Source organism: Burkholderia sp. JP2-270 (assembly GCF_003233675.1).
Taxonomy (GTDB): Bacteria; Pseudomonadota; Gammaproteobacteria; order Burkholderiales; family Burkholderiaceae; genus Burkholderia; species Burkholderia pyrrocinia_C.
This window is the reverse complement of the sequence record NZ_CP029824.1, coordinates 778,360-794,200: the sequence shown is the minus strand read 5'-3', so window position 1 is coordinate 794,200 and position 15,841 is coordinate 778,360. Positions and strand designations below refer to the sequence as shown.

At 63.7% G+C, this 15,841-nt stretch carries 20 protein-coding genes; 5 read left to right on the top strand and 15 right to left on the bottom strand.

What is annotated here, in order from left to right; translation table 11 throughout:
* Positions 1 to 27 precede the first annotated feature (27 nt).
* Together DM992_RS03780 and DM992_RS03775 are read right to left on the bottom strand one after the other, a co-directional pair.
* The gene (locus DM992_RS03780) at positions 28 to 825 is read right to left on the bottom strand and encodes an ABC transporter ATP-binding protein (RefSeq protein ID WP_111015731.1); all 798 of its coding nucleotides are present in this window, start codon (positions 823 to 825) and stop codon (positions 28 to 30) included.
* A gap of 122 nt (positions 826 to 947) precedes the next feature.
* A complete protein-coding gene (locus DM992_RS03775) occupies positions 948 to 1,955 on the bottom strand; it encodes an ABC transporter substrate-binding protein (protein WP_072442705.1) in 1,008 nt (335 codons plus the stop codon).
* 316 nt (positions 1,956 to 2,271) lie between these two features.
* Between DM992_RS03775 and DM992_RS03770 the strand changes: the two genes are divergently transcribed.
* Positions 2,272 to 2,985 carry a response regulator transcription factor gene (locus tag DM992_RS03770; protein ID WP_239511323.1) on the top strand — a complete coding sequence of 238 codons (714 nt, stop codon included), beginning with the start codon at positions 2,272 to 2,274 and terminating at the stop codon, positions 2,983 to 2,985.
* Between the two features lie 441 nt (positions 2,986 to 3,426).
* On the opposite strand, the gene DM992_RS03765 is transcribed toward DM992_RS03770, so the two are convergent.
* Entirely contained in the window at positions 3,427 to 3,696 is a 270-nt protein-coding gene (locus tag DM992_RS03765; RefSeq protein ID WP_239511307.1) for a hypothetical protein, read from the bottom strand.
* 861 nt (positions 3,697 to 4,557) lie between these two features.
* Here DM992_RS03765 and DM992_RS03760 point away from each other — a divergent pair.
* From DM992_RS03760 to DM992_RS03750, 3 genes are all read left to right on the top strand, one after another.
* Positions 4,558 to 5,409 carry a cupin domain-containing protein gene (locus tag DM992_RS03760; RefSeq protein WP_111015727.1) on the top strand — a complete coding sequence of 284 codons (852 nt, stop codon included), beginning with the start codon at positions 4,558 to 4,560 and terminating at the stop codon, positions 5,407 to 5,409.
* Between the two features lie 31 nt (positions 5,410 to 5,440).
* Complete coding sequence (locus DM992_RS03755; RefSeq protein WP_111015725.1) at positions 5,441 to 5,668, top strand: hypothetical protein; 228 nt, start codon at positions 5,441 to 5,443, stop codon at positions 5,666 to 5,668.
* A gap of 134 nt (positions 5,669 to 5,802) precedes the next feature.
* Positions 5,803 to 6,291 (top strand): CPBP family glutamic-type intramembrane protease, encoded by a 489-nt coding sequence (locus DM992_RS03750; RefSeq protein ID WP_111015723.1) that lies wholly within the window; start codon positions 5,803 to 5,805, stop codon positions 6,289 to 6,291.
* A gap of 133 nt (positions 6,292 to 6,424) precedes the next feature.
* Here DM992_RS03750 and fliR read toward each other — a convergent pair whose 3' ends face one another.
* The 9 genes from fliR to DM992_RS03705 form a co-directional block, all read right to left on the bottom strand.
* Positions 6,425 to 7,207 carry a flagellar biosynthetic protein FliR gene (fliR, locus tag DM992_RS03745; RefSeq protein ID WP_072442581.1) on the bottom strand — a complete coding sequence of 261 codons (783 nt, stop codon included), beginning with the start codon at positions 7,205 to 7,207 and terminating at the stop codon, positions 6,425 to 6,427.
* A 23-nt stretch (positions 7,208 to 7,230) separates the two neighbouring features.
* The gene (gene fliQ, locus DM992_RS03740) at positions 7,231 to 7,503 is read right to left on the bottom strand and encodes a flagellar biosynthesis protein FliQ (RefSeq protein WP_006401718.1); all 273 of its coding nucleotides are present in this window, start codon (positions 7,501 to 7,503) and stop codon (positions 7,231 to 7,233) included.
* A 19-nt stretch (positions 7,504 to 7,522) separates the two neighbouring features.
* On the bottom strand, positions 7,523 to 8,284 hold the full coding sequence (gene fliP, locus DM992_RS03735; RefSeq protein ID WP_111015721.1) for a flagellar type III secretion system pore protein FliP: 762 nt from the start codon (positions 8,282 to 8,284) through the stop codon (positions 7,523 to 7,525).
* Between the two features lie 36 nt (positions 8,285 to 8,320).
* Positions 8,321 to 8,905 (bottom strand): flagellar biosynthetic protein FliO, encoded by a 585-nt coding sequence (gene fliO, locus DM992_RS03730; protein WP_111015719.1) that lies wholly within the window; start codon positions 8,903 to 8,905, stop codon positions 8,321 to 8,323.
* Entirely contained in the window at positions 8,902 to 9,393 is a 492-nt protein-coding gene (gene fliN, locus DM992_RS03725) for a flagellar motor switch protein FliN (protein WP_111015717.1), read from the bottom strand. The genes fliO and fliN overlap by 4 nt, the downstream gene beginning before the upstream one ends.
* Entirely contained in the window at positions 9,386 to 10,384 is a 999-nt protein-coding gene (gene fliM, locus DM992_RS03720; RefSeq protein ID WP_111015715.1) for a flagellar motor switch protein FliM, read from the bottom strand. Before fliM ends, fliN begins: the two co-directional genes overlap by 8 nt.
* A gap of 22 nt (positions 10,385 to 10,406) precedes the next feature.
* Positions 10,407 to 10,943, bottom strand: coding sequence for a flagellar basal body-associated protein FliL (fliL, locus tag DM992_RS03715; RefSeq protein ID WP_111015713.1), 537 nt, complete (start codon positions 10,941 to 10,943; stop codon positions 10,407 to 10,409).
* Positions 10,944 to 11,123: 180 nt separating this feature from the next.
* Positions 11,124 to 11,846 carry an LrgB family protein gene (locus tag DM992_RS03710; RefSeq protein WP_034183794.1) on the bottom strand — a complete coding sequence of 241 codons (723 nt, stop codon included), beginning with the start codon at positions 11,844 to 11,846 and terminating at the stop codon, positions 11,124 to 11,126.
* A gap of 13 nt (positions 11,847 to 11,859) precedes the next feature.
* Positions 11,860 to 12,336 (bottom strand): CidA/LrgA family protein, encoded by a 477-nt coding sequence (locus tag DM992_RS03705; RefSeq protein WP_034183795.1) that lies wholly within the window; start codon positions 12,334 to 12,336, stop codon positions 11,860 to 11,862.
* Positions 12,337 to 12,476: 140 nt separating this feature from the next.
* On the opposite strand from DM992_RS03705, the gene DM992_RS03700 reads away from it, so the two are divergent.
* Positions 12,477 to 13,403 (top strand): LysR family transcriptional regulator, encoded by a 927-nt coding sequence (locus DM992_RS03700; protein ID WP_034183796.1) that lies wholly within the window; start codon positions 12,477 to 12,479, stop codon positions 13,401 to 13,403.
* Positions 13,404 to 13,422: 19 nt separating this feature from the next.
* Here the strand turns inward: DM992_RS03700 and DM992_RS03695 are convergent, their stop codons facing one another.
* From DM992_RS03695 to DM992_RS03685, 3 genes are all read right to left on the bottom strand, one after another.
* Positions 13,423 to 13,809 carry a type II toxin-antitoxin system VapC family toxin gene (locus tag DM992_RS03695; RefSeq protein WP_111015711.1) on the bottom strand — a complete coding sequence of 129 codons (387 nt, stop codon included), beginning with the start codon at positions 13,807 to 13,809 and terminating at the stop codon, positions 13,423 to 13,425.
* Positions 13,806 to 14,054 carry a type II toxin-antitoxin system prevent-host-death family antitoxin gene (locus DM992_RS03690; protein ID WP_060364783.1) on the bottom strand — a complete coding sequence of 83 codons (249 nt, stop codon included), beginning with the start codon at positions 14,052 to 14,054 and terminating at the stop codon, positions 13,806 to 13,808. The genes DM992_RS03695 and DM992_RS03690 overlap by 4 nt, the downstream gene beginning before the upstream one ends.
* Before the next feature lie 114 nt (positions 14,055 to 14,168).
* Entirely contained in the window at positions 14,169 to 15,731 is a 1,563-nt protein-coding gene (locus tag DM992_RS03685) for a DHA2 family efflux MFS transporter permease subunit (RefSeq protein ID WP_105390354.1), read from the bottom strand.
* Positions 15,732 to 15,841: the final 110 nt, after the last annotated feature.

Sequence of the window (15,841 nt, the reverse complement as noted above, 5' to 3'; positions counted from 1 at the left end):
TGCTGTTCTTGCCGTGCGGCGTATGCGTCAGCCGATCTGCACTTCTTCGCGCAGGTCGTGCCAGATGTCCTTGGAAATTTCGATGAAGCGCGTGTCGTAGCGAATCTCCGACGTGACGCGCGGGCGCGGCAGGTCGATCTCGTACACGTGCTTGAGCGTCGCGGGGCGCGCGGTCAGCACGAACACGCGGTCGGCGAGCGCGATCGCCTCCTCGAGGTCGTGCGTGACGAACACGACCGAGCCCTTGTTCGCCGACCAGAGTTGCAGCAGTTCGTCCTGCATCAGCGTGCGCGTCTGCATGTCGAGCGCGGAGAACGGCTCGTCCATCAGCAGGATTTCCGGCTGGTTGATGAAGGTCTGCGCCAATGCGACGCGCTTTCTCATCCCGCCGGAGAGCTGGTGCGGGTAGTGCTTCGTGAACTTGTCGAGGCCGACCTTGCGGATCCATTCCTCGGCCTGCGCATACGCGACGTCCTTCGAGCGGCCGCGGAACAGCGGGCCCGCCGCGACGTTGTCGATCACGTTGCGCCACGGGAACACGGCGTCGGCCTGGAACACGAAGCCGATGCGCGGGTCGATCCCGTCGACCGGGCGGCCCATCACGCGCACCTGGCCCGACACGGGCTTGAGCAGCCCGGTGATCAGGTTGAGCGTCGTCGACTTGCCGCAGCCGGTCGGCCCGACGATCGCGATGAACTCGCCGCGCGCGACGCTCATGCTGAAGTCGCGCAGCGCGACGGTGGCCTTGCCTTCCGGCGAAATGAAGCGGCACGACACGTTGCGAAACTCGATCGCCGGTGTGCTCGGGGAGACTGCCTGGGTCATCGCATTCGTCCTGCGGGTGAAGAGGGCGTCGCATCGTGACGCAACGCCGGGCCGGTCAACCGGGCCGGAACGGGGAGCACACGGCGGCGGGATCGCCGCTGCCGGCGCCTGACCGATATCGACTACTTCGCGTTCACGAAATCGTTCGTGTAGGTCCGCGCCAGGTCGATGTGCTTGCCCTTCACCGACGGGTTGAACGCCGACAGCACCTTCAGCACCGTCGCCGGGCCGTCGGCCGGCATCTTCGCGTCGGCGGTGAACATCGGCAGCGACGCCTTCAGCGCGCTCACGTACAGCGCCTTGTCCTTCTGGTAGTCGGCCGGCATCTTCGCGGCGATTTCCTCGGCGCTGTGCGTGTGGATGAACTGCATCGTCTTCGCGAACGCGTGCGCGAGCTTGGTGGCTTCCGCCTTGTGCGAATCGGCCCATGCCGACTGCACGTACAGGCTCGCGGCCGGGTAGGTGCCGCCGAGCGCGGCGCGCGTGCCTTCCAGCGTGCGCATGTCGACCAGCACCTTCGCGTCGCCCATTTTCTCGAGCGCGGACACCGTCGGTTCGGTCGTCATCCCGGCGTCGATGCGGCCCTGCTTGATCGCGGCGATGAAGCTCGCGTCGGCGCCGACCGGCAGCATCGTGTACTGCGTCGACGGCACGCCGTGCGCGAGCGCGAGGTATTGCGTGAGGAAGCTCGTCGACGAGCCGAGGCCCGTCACGCCGAGCGTCTTGCCCTTCGCGTCGGCCATCGACTTGAACGTCGGCGCGGCCTTGGTCGACACCATCTCGACTTCGCCCGGCACCTGGCCGAACACCGCGATCGCCTTCACGTCCTTGCCCTTGCTCTGCAGGTCGATCGTGTGGTCGTAGAAGCCGACGACGCCCTGCACGGCGCCCGCGAGCAGCTCGTTCTCGGCGTCGACGCCGGCCGGCTGCGACAGCAGCTCGACGTCGAGCCCTTCGGCCTTGAAGTAGCCGAGCTCCTGCGTGAGCCGCGCGGGCAGGTAGATCAGCTTCGCGATCCCGCCGACCATGATCGTGACCTTGCCGCCGTCGTCGGCGGCGAAGGCGGGGTGCGCGGCGAGCGCGCAGGTGAGGCCGGCTGCAACGGCGAGGGTGCGCAGGGTGGGTCGCATCGGGTTGTCTCCGTTTGTTTTCCGTGTGGCGCGATGCTTCTTGCATCGTTGAAACGAGTATAGGGACGTGAAACCTTCTGCAACCTTTCGCGGGGTGGTGGTTCCTTTAGGGGTTTTCCACGAATCCGACGCGAATGCTCGAATAGCGCACCCCCAGCCGGATCGCGCCGCTGGTTGGAACGGCAATAGGCCTATCGATGCTGATTTCTCGCCATTACGCTTTGGCAGAGAATCATCCATTGCGCTCAGACCAACTACGGAAGCATGACATCACGACAAAATCGTTGGTCGACGGGGACGCATCACGTTGCGCAACGTGCCGACTCTGACTTCTCTTAATCTATTCGGCTCGCTTTCTGACTTGATATTTCATTTCGACGATTCAATGAGTCTAACCACCATCGCAATTGCCGACGACCATCCGGTCGTGATCGAAATGCTGAAGCGCCTGCCGCAATGGGAACCGGATTTCCTCATCTCGCATTGCTGCAATAGCGGGGAGGGGCTGATCGACGCATTGACGCGCTCCCCGGTCGATCTCGTCGTCGTCGACTATTCGATGAATCGGGGCGACAAACCGCTCGACGGCCTGAGGCTGCTGCGCAAGCTGCGCGACGTCGCGCCGAGTGCGCAATGCGTGATGCTGACTGCTCAAAAAAATCCGAGCATCTTCGCGGCTGCGCTGCGACTGGGAGTGAAAGCCATCGTCAGCAAGGAAGACGGGGTCGACGAGATCGTGCGTGCGTGCCGACACGTGCGCGCCGGCCGAACCCGGTATTGTTCGCCGACGGTCCGCGCGATCGTCGAGCAATCCGGCGCGAGCGGCCGCGATGCACTCCCAAGGCTGACACAGAAGGAGCTTGACGTCGTGCGCCTGTACGCGTTGGGCTACTCGCTCGCGAGCATTGCAAAGAAGCTCGGCCGCTCGGTCAGTACCGTGTCGACGCAGAAATACACGGCGATGAAAAAGCTGCAGGCCGATACGAATGTCAGCCTGATCCGCTACGCGTACGAAAGCGGGCTGATTTGACGAGGTGCACTGCCGTACTGCCGGCAGGTGACCGTGAACGTTGCCGTGCCTTTGGCGCAACCTGTCTCAATCGTCGAGGGGGCTGAATGGGAAGCTCCAAGGATTCGACGACGCGCCCGATTCGCCGATTTCTCACGACTTGCCAAGCAGTGCCGGCTGGCCGTCGCAACTGAGCAGTTGAATGCCAACGATGCCCGGATTTCGATTGGTATTCCGCGCGCCTTTTCGGTTCTGGCCGGTTCCGGCGCTTGCCGTCATTGCATCGAGAATTCCGCCGTCCCCGTTGGGCACGCGTGCGCCCCCTTCAGCGACGTTGCCGCCCAGCTACGGAAGCAGTCGCTGATTGCAGAGTCGGAGATCGCTCCACCCGGCGCCGACATGCAGTCGATACAGCCCGTCAGATCTTCGGTGTCGGCGACAGCCAGTCGAAGATCGATCCCATCAGGTCGTTGAAAGCCTTGACCGTCTGTTGCGCGTCGTTGACCGCCCCGCATACGCCGCGGTGGGCTGGTCCTGCTTCGTGTAGCTGCCGTTGAGCTCCGCGCGCGGCAGCAGCCCCGCAAGACCTCGCCAGCGTTTCTCGCGGCCGGCGAGCTGCGCGTTGCGCGCCGCGCCGATGCCCGCATCAAAGCGCCGCGCCGCGTTCACCGCGTCGAGCAGGTCGGCCGCGTGTGCCGGCCATGCGGCGCCGAGCCAACTGAGAACGGCCATCAGCCGGAAAGATCGTGTTGAAATCATCTGCCTGTGCGCGCCGCTGTGTGTCTGTCGGTCGCGGGAACCGCGGCGAGGCCACGCCGCAAAGCAGAGGATTATTCAGTAGTGCATGACGGCACGATATCATCGTTCGTCCAATTTCCGGCCGGTGCCTGCCGGGTTGCAAATGGTGGAATGCGACTGAGCACCAAGCGGGAATAGCAGCACGTTGCGCAAAGCACAGGTATGCGCGTCGCTGCAAAGGGGAACGCCGAGGAAGTCAGGTCAGAGCGAGATGCGGCCATCAGCTAACCAATCAACAGTTTGACAAGCCTCGTCAGTTGCGACGGCAACACGAGTGTTCCCATGTTGGCGGCCGTCAACGCCCCGCCTGTTTTCGACAACCGGCGACATCAGCAAAATTGGATGGTTCACTATAGATTCGATTTTTATTTAGGAATATTTTCCAAATGCAGGGTGGCATTTGATTTTCATCCTGTAATTATGACGATTGTATTTATTTGGCCCATGCCGGTCGAGTCGTTAATTGAGGGTGGCGTAGCAACGTTTTTTGGAGGTGAATTCGTATGATTGGGTTGAATATGAATGCCAGCCATTTTGTTGAAAATTATTTCGACAAGCGTCCCGTCCTGTTCAGAGAGGCATTGCGAAACAATTTTTTGTCGTGGGAAGAAGTATCGGAGGCGATATATATTGGCGAATCGATGATGCAAGGACCAAGATTGAACCAAGGGCGGGTTTCTCGATGAGTCAAAATACATCGCAAATTGTGGTGAACTGGGGCAAGTTAGACGTAGGCTTGAAAAGGGTATTTTGTACGACAAGCTTCGCAATGGTACAACCCTAGTATTTAATCGAATGGAGTTGGCCTCGTATAAAGTCAGATTGATATGCAAGTCGATCTCAAGATTTGTTGGTGAGCATGCCGTCGCGAACGGATACATCGCATTTGGAGAAGATGAATCGTTTGGAAAGCACTGGGATACGCATAGTGTCTTTGCAGTTCAAATGATGGGTAGGAAACGATGGTTGATCTACAAGCCTACACATGCGTTGCCATTGAAGCATCAACGAAGCACTGGAAAGCAATCCGAATGTCCGACGGAACCTTATATGGACGTCACGATCGAAACCGGAGACATCTTATATCTACCAAGAGGATGGTGGCACACTGCAATTCCCTTGAACGAAGAAACTTTTCATTTGGCAGTTGGCGTACACGAGTCCACCATTTCAGATTATATAAAGTACCTGGCAAACGAAATTATTGGCGATTTTGATGCATTTAGGCAGACGATTCCTTTCGGAGAAAGGCGGGACATCGATCTCAGGCTGGTGGCAAGTGAGCTGGCACGAATTGTTGAAGATCGCAATCTGCTGGCCAGTTACAACGATCGCAGGCGACTGAATTTTAGAGAGGCGTCAAAGCCAAATCTACAATTGCACGCCTTACGATCAGAATTTCAGCTGGATAAGGAGGCAAAATTTCTTGCGAATACCCCGATAAGAAGTATTGCCGTTGATGAAAAAATAAATGGCGTGTCAATGCCATTTGGGGGAAATCTTAAAAAATTACACAGATCGATCTTTACATCGACGGGAACGATTTCCTACAAAGAATTGCGTGATTGCGCTTGCGAAATCTCAAATGAAGAATTTGATTCGTTGATTATAAAATTGCTGGAAATCGATGTGCTTGAGCTTATTTGATTGACTGATTTATTGGGATCGGAGGATAAGAATGGAACTTTTGACGGAAGACGAAATTAGCTTGGTCGGCGCAGGTAATGGCATGGTGCAAGGCGCCATTATTGGATGGTTTGTAAGCAAGGGACTGGATGCAACATACGACTTAATTAAATATACTATGGACTGGATTTCGAGAAATAAAATGGAAATCAACGATATAACCATGTACAACGCCATGGGCGACTTTAACAACCAAGGAAACGACGCGGACGGTCAGTGATTTTTGACACTTTGGGGTGCCGGGCAGAAGCAGGCCTGAGATTTATCCAACAATCTCGAGCGCTACATTTTTCGAAAATTCTCATTGGCGAAATTTTATCCAAAGACTTCCCTTTGAATTGGCGGTGAATCGCAATGAAAGACTGCTCTGATAACAGCGTGATTCGCACTATTTCGCGTAGCCCGGTGCTCGTTTCCGCGCTTCTGACTTGGGTTCTCACATATGTTGCCGGCATTTTTTTCTGGGGTGGCCAATTTATATTCGAACGTCCATTCGGCCCCTCCTCCGGTGCGCTGCCTGAAATAGTGAAGTACGACCTATTGACCCGCCTGTTCGTTGGCTCACTCGCTGCACCGATAGTGGAAACATTTCTTTTCCAGTGGCTTCCCATTCGGTTGATTCGCCGCACATTCGGAGCGAGTGTTTGGTCAGCGATCGGTGCTTCAACTCTTGTGTTCGGCGCAACGCACGGCTACAGCATCCTGTACGTGGCAGTCGCTTTATGGGGCGGGCTGATTTTCGCAACGGTCTTCGTGCTGCGTGATTACCCCGGCGGCCGTCCCTTTTTGGTCGTCGCCACCGCCCATGCCGCGCGCAACACGCTGGCAAGTATCCTCATCTGACGCGAACGCATCATTCCCGGGTCAATCGGTAGAACCGTCGCCAATTGGCCGGATGAATAGGCCCTGAATCCACACGAAATCGCGATGACTCGGCCGAGGTAGCGCCCGTACCTCGGGACGAATGACCCGCGCGTCAGCGCCAGCCGAGCAGCACGCGCCCCATCGCGTCGAGCCCCATGTCGAACAGGTGCGACACGAAAGGTACGAGGTTCGGCACCATCAGCTGCACGAGCAGCAGCCCGACGAGCATCGTCACCGGAAAGCCGACCTGGAACACGCCGATCTGCGGCGCCGCTCGGTTCAGGATGCCGAGCGCGAGGTTCGCGATCAAGAGCGCCGCGACCACCGGCAGCGCGAGCAGCAGCCCCATCTCGAACACGGTCGCGCCGAACGCGGCGAGCGTGCGCCAGCCGGGCGCATGCAGCAGGTCGGCCGACACCGGCAGCGACTGGAACGATGCGGCGAGCGCGGCGAACACCTGCAGGTGGCCGTCCACCGCGAGGAACGCGAGCATCGCGACCGCGTTCAGGAAGCGCCCCATCACGGGCGTCGCGCCGCTCGTGTGCGGATCGAAGAAGGTGGCGAAGCCGAGGCCCATCGACAGCCCGATGAAGTCGCCGGCCGCCTCGACGGCCGCGAACACGAGCTGCATCGTGAAGCCCATCGCGACGCCGATCAGGAACTGCGTGACGACGATCCAGATGCCCTGCGCGGAGAACACGGTGACGTCCGGCATCGCGCCGAGCGTCGGCGCGACGACCAGCGCCATGAACGCGGCGACGCCGATCTTCACGCGCACGGGCACCGCCGCGTGACCGACGACGGGCGCCGTCGCGACGAGCGCGAGCATCCGCACGAACGGCCACAGGAAGGCGGTGAGCCAGCCGTTGAGCTGCGCGTAGGTAACCGAGAACATCGCCGCCGGGTGGTGCGCGCGGCTCAGCCGGCGCCGAGCGTCGCGACGTGCAGCAGCGTCTGCCGCAGGTAGTCGAGCATCGTCGTCAGCATCCACGGGCCGGCGATCACGAGCGTCGCGGCCACCGCGAGCAGCTTCGGGATGAACGACAGCGTCGCCTCGTTGATCTGCGTCGCGGCCTGGAACAGGCTCACGACGAGGCCGACCGCGAGCGCGACCAGCAGCAGCGGAGCGGCGAGCAGCAGGCCGACCATCATCGCCTGGTGCGCGAGGGTCATTACTTGTTCGGGCGTCATCGCGCGATTCCTCCGCTGCTTACGTGAAGCTCTGCGCGAGCGAGCCGATCAGCAATTGCCAGCCGTCGACCAGCACGAACAGCATCAGCTTGAACGGCAGCGACACGGTGGACGGCGACACCATCATCATCCCCATCGACATCAGCACGCTCGCGACGACCATGTCGATGATCAGGAACGGGATGAAGACCGTGAAGCCGATCTGGAAACCGGTCTTCAGCTCGCTCGTGACGAACGCGGGCACCAGCAGCGACAGCGGCACGTCCTCGGGGCCCTGCATCGGCGCGGCCTTCGAGATCTTCGCGAACAGCGCGAGATCGGTCTCGCGGGTCTGCTTCAGCATGAAGGTCTTGAACGGCGCGACGCCGCGCTGCACGGCCTGCTCCATCGGCATCGTGCCGTCGGAGAACGGCTTGTAGCCGTCGTTGTACGCGCGGTCGAGCACCGGCGACATCACGAAGAAGGTGAGGAACATCGCGAGGCCGACGAGCACCTGGTTCGGCGGCGTCGTCGCGGTGCCGAGCGCCTGGCGCAACAGCGACAGCACGATGATGATGCGCGTGAAGCTCGTCATCATCAGCACCATCGCCGGCAGGAACGACAGCATCGTGAGCAGCAGCATCGTCTGCACGCTCAGCGAATAGGTGGTGCCGCCGTGCGGGCCCGGGCTCGCGTTGAACGCGGGCAGGCCGTTCGCCTGCGCGCACGCGAGCGCGGGGGCGACGCAGAGGATCAGCACGGGCGCGAAGCGCGCCGCGCGACGCAGGAATTCGTGTTTCATCGGAATGCGGGAACTGAAAGAGGGCGCGGCGCCATGTCAGCGGCCCTTGTCGCGACCGAGCCGCTTCGCGGCTTCGCCCGCTAGCGCGTCGCGAAACCGCGAACCGAACGTGCCGGGCAGGCCGCCTTCGGACGGGGCGGCGCCGGCGGGTGCGTCGGCCGAACCCGATGCCGCGGCGGCGGTTGCCGCCGCCGGGCCGGCCGGCAGCGTATGCAGCAGCCGCACGTTGCCCGGCGCGACGCCGAGCACGAGCCAGGTGTCGCCGATCTCGACGATCGTCGCGCTTTCCTTCGCGCCGAGCCCGACGCTCGACACGACCTTCAGCGGGCCGCCGCGCCGCGCGGGCTGGAAGCCGAAGCGGCGCGCGAGCCACGCGCACGCGAATACGAGACCGATCACGACCGCGAGCCCGACGAGCGTCTGCAGCACCGCGCCGATGCCGAGCGACGGCGCGGCCGAGCCGACCGTCACGCTCGACGCGATCGAACCGGCGTGATTCACCGCGTTCATGTCGGCGGCGCCGGCCGGCGCGCTGGCGAGCGACACGGCAAGCGAAGCGGCGACGGCAAGCGCCGCCGCGATCGCGATGCGCGCGCGGCGGCCGGGCTTCGCGACGGTCATCGATTCAGCTTCCGGATGCGTTCGGCCGGCGTGATGATGTCGGTCAGGCGGATGCCGAACTTGTCGTTGACGACCACCACCTCGCCCTGCGCGATCAGGCAGCCGTTCACGAGCACGTCCATCGGCTCGCCGGCCATGCCGTCCAGCTCGACCACCGAGCCCTGCGCGAGCTGCAGCAGGTTGCGGATCGCGATCTTCGTGCGGCCGAGCTCCACGGTCATCTTGACCGGGATGTCGAGGATCATCTCGATGTCGTTGTGCGTCGAGCTCGCCGCGGCCTTCGACAGCGGCTGGAACACGCCGGCGCCCGTCGCGCCCGGCTGCACCGGCTGATGGTTCTGCTCGGCAAGCGCGGCGGCCCAGTCGTCCAGGCCCTGATCCTCTTCCGCCGCGGCCGGTGCCGCCTGCGTGTCGGCGGCCGATGCCGCGAGGGCCGCATCGGCAATGGCTTGCACGTCGTCCTCGGGCGTCTGGTTCAGCTCACTCATATCCACCTTCCTTCATCGAATCGCCCGCGCTGATCATCTTCTGCACGCGCAACGCATATTGACCATTGAAAATTCCGTAGCCGCACTCCATCACCGGCACGCCGTCGACCTTCGCGGTGATCGTGTCGGCGATTTCCAGCGGCAGCACGTCGCCCGCGCGCAGGTTCAGGATCTTCTCGAACGTCGACGGGATCTCGGCAAGATTCGCGCTCAGCTCGACTTCGGCGGCCTGCACCTGCTGCGACAGCACGCGCACCCAGCGGCGGTCGACTTCGAGCGCCTCGCCCTGGATCGGCGAACTGAGCACGTCGCGGATCGGCTCGATCATCGAGTACGGCATGCAGATGTGCAGCGTGCCGCCCGTCGGCCCGAACTCGATCGAGAACTGCGTGACGATCACGATCTCGTTCGGCGTCGCGACGTTCGCGAACTGCGTGTGCATCTCCGAGCGCACGAATTCGAACTGCAGCGGCCGCACGCTCTTCCATGCGGTCGTGTAGTGCTCGAACACGAGGTTCAGCAGCTTGCCGATGATCCGCTGCTCGGTGGCCGTGAAATCGCGGCCCTCGACGCGCGTGTGAAAGCGCCCGTCGCCGCCGAACAGGTTGTCGACGACGAAGAACACGAGGTTCGGGTCGAACACGAACAGCGACGTGCCGCGCAGCGGCTTCACGTGCACCAGGTTCAGGTTCGTCGGGATCGGCAGGTTGCGGGTGAACTCGCTGTACTTCTGCACCTTCACCTGGCTCACGGAGATTTCCGCCGTGCGCCGCATGAAGTTGAAGATGCCGATCCGCAGCAAGCGCGCGAAGCGGTCGTTGATGATCTCGAGGCCGGGCATCCGGCCGCGGACGATCCGCTCCTGCGTCGCGATGTTGTAGGGGCGGACGCCCGATATGTCGCGCTGCTCGTCGACTGAATCGGTTTCGCCCGTGACGCCCTTGAGGAGGGCATCGACCTCCTCCTGGGACATGAACTCCTGGTGGCCCATGCGCGCTCCTTTCGCGGCCGCGTTACTGGACGACGAATTCGGTAAACAACACGTCGTCGACCTTCGCGCGCTGGTTGCCCGGCTGCGTCGGCTGCTCGATCAGTCCCCGCAGTTCCTTCGACAGCGAACGTTTGCCGTCCGGCGTCGCGAGATCCTCGGGATGCTTGTTCGACAGCGCGAGCAGGATCCGGCTGCGGATCTCCGGCATCCGCGCGGTCAGTTGCTCCTGCGCCTTCGGGTCGGTGAGCTTCAGCGACAGCCCGACACGCAGGTAGTGCTGCGCGCCGTCGTCCGACTGCAGGTTCACGGTCAGCGGGTCGAGCGGGAAGAATACCGGCGCGGCGAGCGGCGGCGGCTCGGCAGGCGCGCTCGCATGGCCGACGCCTTCCTTGCTCAGGAACACGTACATGCCGCCGGCGGCGGCGGCGGCCGCGCCCAGCGCGATGACGGCGATGAGCGCGATGCGCTTGAACTTGCCGGAGGAAGCCGGCTTGTCGGCAGTCGGGTTTGCGGTCGTGGAGGCCATGTGGATGCGTGCGTGATGTCTCGTAGCATGCATTGTTCGGCATCCGGGCCGAGCCCGATGGGCGGAAAAGAGGGGGGATTTGCGGCTATCTCAGCCGATTGTCGGCCGGGGCGGCCCGATGCAGGGCAGGGGCAGCGGCGGAAGGCCGTCATTCAGGGCGCGGCCGGGGCGGCCCGGCACGACCGGCGGGCGTCGGCCGCCCGGCGCGGGCCGTCAGATCGGCAGCAGCGTCAGCAGCGGCGCGATCAGCACCATCGCGACGCCGGCGATCATCATCGTGAGGCTCGACACGACGCCTTCCTCGCTGCCGATCTCGCGCGCCTTCGCGGTGCCCACGCCGTGGGCGGCCGCGCCGAACAGCGCGCCGCGCGCGAGCCGCGTGCGCATCGGCACGAGCGCGAGCACGATCTCGCCGAGCAGCATCCCGCAGATGCCGGTCGCGATCACGAACAGGGCCGTGAGGTCCTTCGGCGCGTGGATCTTGTCCGACACGGCGAGCGCGAACGGCGTCGACACCGAGCGCGTCATCAGCGAGCGCTGCAGTTCGGGCGACAGGTGCAGCAGCTTCGCGAGCAGCAGCGACCCGCACACGCCCGCGCCGATTCCGACCGCGACGCCGACCGACAGCGACAGCCAGTGCCGGCGAATCAGGTCCCGATATTCATAGATCGGCACCGCGAACGCGATCGTCGCCGGGCCGAGCAGCCACATCAGCCAGCGCGTGTCGCGGAAGTAGACCGAATACGGGATGCCGGTCAGCAGGACGAGCAGCACCAGCACGCCCGGCACGAACACGAGCGGCGAGAACAGCAGCGTCTTCCTGTACGCGTAGAGCCGCTTCGACACGAAATACAGCACGACCGTCAGCACGAAGCAGCCGAACGAGATCGCGGTATTCACCTTGTCGGCGGACAAGTTCGACAGCAGGGCAGGCATGCGCGGCTCCGGCTCAGTGGGCGGACACGGCACTCAGGCGCGCGCGGCGGCGTTCCGCGAACACGCGCTGCGCGGCGAGCCGGCGTTCGAGCTTCGCGGCGAGGTCGACCGCGACGGCCACCGCGACCATCACGAACGCGGTGCCCGCGAGCATCACCAGCGCGATGCGCCAGCCGTCCTCGCGGAACAGCCCGCCGTACTGCACGGCCGCGACCGCAGCCGGCACGAAGAACAGCAGCATGTCGGACAGCAGCCAGTTCGCGCCGTCCTTCACCCACGCGGGCGCGACGCGGCCCGAGAACAGCAGCACGAGGAGCACCGCGAGGCCGATCACGCCGGACGGGATAGGCAGCCCGACCGTCCGCACGGCCCAGTCGACCGCCAGCCACAGCGCGCCGAGCGCGGCGGCCTGCAGCGCGATCCGGCCGGTGCGCGTCATGCTGCCCGAAGCGGCGGGGCGGGCGGCGGCAGTAGCGGTCGGCTTGGTCATGGCAGGCTCCATACAGATATTCCGTTGATGGTGTGAGTATAGGGTTTCCCCTAACCATAAATAAAATGACTTGTCTCTATCCTTTACATTCCAATTCGGAATTCGGTTTGCAACCGTTGCACCAATGTGGGGAGTTTTCGATGGAATTGCGCGCGCTGCGGTACTTCGTCGAGGTGGTCCGCCAGCAGAGCTTCACCGCGGCGGCCGACAAGCTGTTCGTGACCCAGCCGACCATCAGCAAGATGGTGAAGGCGCTCGAGGACGAGATCGGTTCGCCGCTGTTGCTGCGCGACGGCCGGCAGATGGTGCTGACCGACGCGGGGCGGATCGTGTTCCAGCGCGGCCAGGACGTGCTCGCCGCGCAGGCGCAGCTGCAGTCGGAGCTGAACGATCTCGGCACGCTCGGGCGCGGCGAGCTGACGATCGGCATCCCGCCGCTCGGCGGTTCGCTGTTCACGCCGATCATCGCCGCGTACAAGCAGCGCTATCCGAACATCGAGCTGAAGCTGTTCGAACAGGGCGCGCGGATGATCGAGGCGGCGCTGATGTCGGGCGAACTGGAACTGGGCGGGCTGCTGGAGCCGGTCGATCCGGCCGTGTTCGAGCGGCTGCCGATGGTGCGCGCGCCGCTGTGGCTCGTCGCGCCGCGCGAGTCGCGCTGGGAGGATCAAGCGACCGTACCGCTCGCGGATCTCGCGCGCGAGTCGTTCGTATTCTATGCGGAAAGCCTCGCGCTGCACGACGCGGTGCTCGACGCGTGCAGGAAGGCCGGCTTCACGCCGTCGATCGTGAGCCGCAGCGGCCATTGGGATTTCATGGCCGCGCTCGTGCATGCGGGCGTCGGCATCGCGCTGCTGCCGGAGCCGTACTGCCGGCGGCTCGACGCGGGGCAGTTCACGTGCCGGCCGATCGTCGAACCGGAGATCACTTGGGCGATCGCGCTCGGCTGGCTGAAGAAGGGGTATCTGTCGCACGCGGCGCGCGCGTGGCTGGAAGTGGCACGGGCGACGCTGCCCGTCGCGCCCGTCGACGATCTCGCGTTCGGCGGGTTGCGGGCGAGGGAGTGACGGCCGGACGTGGAGACGATCAGACGTGCTGGACGGGGCCCGGATACCGGGCAACGGTGTGATCGTGCGTGAGCAGGGTGATGCCCTCGGAAATCGCCTGCGCGATCAGCAGGCGATCGAACGGGTCGCGATGCACCGGCGGTAGCTGCTCGACGGCGAGGACGTGTGCGCTCGTGATCGGCAGTTCCACATAGCCGGCGTCGAGCAGATTGCGGCGAAGTACATGCGGATCGACCTGGAAATCGTCACGGTCCAGCCCACGCTTGATGACGATCTCCCAAAGACTCGCCACGCTGAAGAGCAGGGTATGGGCGGAATCCTCGATGAGCGCACGGGCGCGGCCCGGCAGTTCCGCCGCGTCGGCGGCGGCCCAGAGGATCAAATGGGTATCGAGCAACAGCTTCACGCGTCGCCCTCGAACAGTTTCCGGATGTCGTCCCCGCCCATCGAGTCGAAATCGTCCGGGACGCGAATCTGTCCCTTCATGAAACCGATCCGGCTCGGCGGAGCCGGTTCCCGCGTATCGATCGGCACCACCTTGACAAGCGGCTTGCCGGCTTTTGCGATCACGAACGGTTCACCGGCATGGACGGCTTCGTCGATCAGGCGCGATAGATTCGTCTTCGCGTCGTGCATGTTGTAGGTCTGCATGGCATCCCCAATTAAACTAAGTTTAACAACAACTTGGGCTTAGTTTAATTGAGCAGTGAGATCTGCGCAATCAGCCGGAAGATCTAGGGCACACGCCGCTGCGCCATGTCTCCATCAATGCCCCATCGCCGGCCCCGCGCCCTTCCTCGGCTTCGTGATCCACACGAGCGCCGCGAGCGCGATGAACATCACCGCCGACAGGTGGAAGAAGTCGTTGGTCGCCATCATGAAGCCCTGCTGCGTGACGAGCTGGTTGAGCTGCGCGTTGGCCGTCTGCCCGACGATGCCGAGCTGCGCGAGCGCGCCCTGGTAGTCGGTCGTGTTCTGCGTGTAGACGCTCACCGATTCCGACAGCCGTGCATGGTGGTAGATCGCGTCGTTCTCCCAGAACGTCGAGCTGGCCGCGGTGCCGATCGCGCCCGACAGCGTGCGCAGGAAGTTCGACAGCCCCGACGCGCTCGCGAGCCGCTCGTCGGAGATGCTCGACAGCGTGATCGTCGTCATCGGCACGAAGAAGCACGCGACGCCGATCCCCTGCACGAGCCGCGGCAGGATCACGTGGTTGAACGGCACGTCGAGCGTAAACGTCGCGTTCCACAGCGACACGCCCGCGAACACGATGAACGCGAAACTCGCGACCATCCGCAGGTCGAGCCGGTGCATGTTGCGGCCGATCAGCGGCGACAGCACCAGCGCGAGCAGCCCGACCGGCGCGGTCGCGAGGCCGGCCTTGCCGGCCGTGTAGCCCATCACCGTCTGCAGCCACAGCGGGAAGATCACGACCGAGCCGAAGAACGCCATGAAGCCGAACGAGATGATCAGTGCGCCGAGCGCGAAGTTGCGGTCCTTGAACAGCGACAGGTCGACCACCGGCTCCTTCTCGGTCGCCTCCCACACGAGCATGAACGCGAGCGACACGACCGCGATCAGCGCGAGCGCGACGATGAACGACGAGTTGAACCAGTCGCGGTCCTTGCCGAGGTCGAGCATCATCTGCAGGCACGACACGCCGATCACGAGCAGCGCGAGGCCGACCGCGTCGATCCGCTGCTTCGACGTCTTCGTCTCGCGGCCGCGCAGCAGGAAGTACGCGCAGGTCGCCGAGAACACGCCGATCGGCAGGTTGATGTAGAAGATCCACGGCCACGTGTAGTTGTCGCTGATCCAGCCGCCCAGCAGCGGGCCGAAGATAGGAGCTACGATCACCGTCATCGCCCATAGCCCGAGCGCGAGCCCTCGTTTCGCGGGCGGGTAGCTGCGCATCAGGATCGTCTGCGACAGCGGCACCATCGGCCCCGACACGAGCCCCTGCAGCAGCCGGAATGCGATCAGCGTCTCGAAGTTGGTCGCAAGGCCGCACAACGCCGACGCGACCGTGAATGCAAGCACCGACAGCGTGAACAGCCGCACCTCGCCGACCCGCCGCGCGAGCCAGCCGGTCAGCGGCACCGCGATCGCGGACGCGACCGAGTACGACGAGATCACCCACGTGCCTTCGCTCGTCGCGACGCCGAGGCTGCCCGAGATGGTCGGCACCGCGACGTTCGCGATCGACGTATCGAGCACTTCCATGAAGGTGCCGAGCGCGAGCCCGACGGTGAGCAGCGCGAGCGCGCCGCCGGTCAGCGGCGCGGGTTCGGCGGCGGGGGAGGCGGCGGATGCCGTGGTGGCGGACATCGGAATCTCCTAGACGCGGCGCGCGCGACGCGCCGGCACAACGCACGGGTGCGCGACGCAGCGCGGCCCGGCCGGGTAGAACGGATCAGGAAAGAAACGCAGCGCGTGCC

Bases quoted from the DNA above. Each gene is read 5' to 3' on its own strand.
- DM992_RS03780 (WP_111015731.1), bottom strand. From the start codon at position 825: ATGACCCAGGCAGTCTCCCCGAGCACACCGGCGATCGAGTTTCGCAAC.
- DM992_RS03775 (WP_072442705.1), bottom strand. From the start codon at position 1,955: ATGCGACCCACCCTGCGCACCCTCGCCGTTGCAGCCGGCCTCACCTGC.
- DM992_RS03765 (WP_239511307.1), bottom strand. From the start codon at position 3,696: ATGGCCGTTCTCAGTTGGCTCGGCGCCGCATGGCCGGCACACGCGGCC.
- DM992_RS03760 (WP_111015727.1), top strand. From the start codon at position 4,558: ATGGAGTTGGCCTCGTATAAAGTCAGATTGATATGCAAGTCGATCTCA.
- DM992_RS03755 (WP_111015725.1), top strand. From the start codon at position 5,441: ATGGAACTTTTGACGGAAGACGAAATTAGCTTGGTCGGCGCAGGTAAT.
- DM992_RS03750 (WP_111015723.1), top strand. From the start codon at position 5,803: ATGAAAGACTGCTCTGATAACAGCGTGATTCGCACTATTTCGCGTAGC.
- fliR (WP_072442581.1), bottom strand. From the start codon at position 7,207: ATGTTCTCGGTTACCTACGCGCAGCTCAACGGCTGGCTCACCGCCTTC.
- fliQ (WP_006401718.1), bottom strand. From the start codon at position 7,503: ATGACGCCCGAACAAGTAATGACCCTCGCGCACCAGGCGATGATGGTC.
- fliP (WP_111015721.1), bottom strand. From the start codon at position 8,284: ATGAAACACGAATTCCTGCGTCGCGCGGCGCGCTTCGCGCCCGTGCTG.
- fliO (WP_111015719.1), bottom strand. From the start codon at position 8,905: ATGACCGTCGCGAAGCCCGGCCGCCGCGCGCGCATCGCGATCGCGGCG.
- fliN (WP_111015717.1), bottom strand. From the start codon at position 9,393: ATGAGTGAGCTGAACCAGACGCCCGAGGACGACGTGCAAGCCATTGCC.
- fliM (WP_111015715.1), bottom strand. From the start codon at position 10,384: ATGGGCCACCAGGAGTTCATGTCCCAGGAGGAGGTCGATGCCCTCCTC.
- fliL (WP_111015713.1), bottom strand. From the start codon at position 10,943: ATGCATGCTACGAGACATCACGCACGCATCCACATGGCCTCCACGACC.
- DM992_RS03710 (WP_034183794.1), bottom strand. From the start codon at position 11,846: ATGCCTGCCCTGCTGTCGAACTTGTCCGCCGACAAGGTGAATACCGCG.
- DM992_RS03705 (WP_034183795.1), bottom strand. From the start codon at position 12,336: ATGACCAAGCCGACCGCTACTGCCGCCGCCCGCCCCGCCGCTTCGGGC.
- DM992_RS03700 (WP_034183796.1), top strand. From the start codon at position 12,477: ATGGAATTGCGCGCGCTGCGGTACTTCGTCGAGGTGGTCCGCCAGCAG.
- DM992_RS03690 (WP_060364783.1), bottom strand. From the start codon at position 14,054: ATGCAGACCTACAACATGCACGACGCGAAGACGAATCTATCGCGCCTG.
- DM992_RS03685 (WP_105390354.1), bottom strand. From the start codon at position 15,731: ATGTCCGCCACCACGGCATCCGCCGCCTCCCCCGCCGCCGAACCCGCG.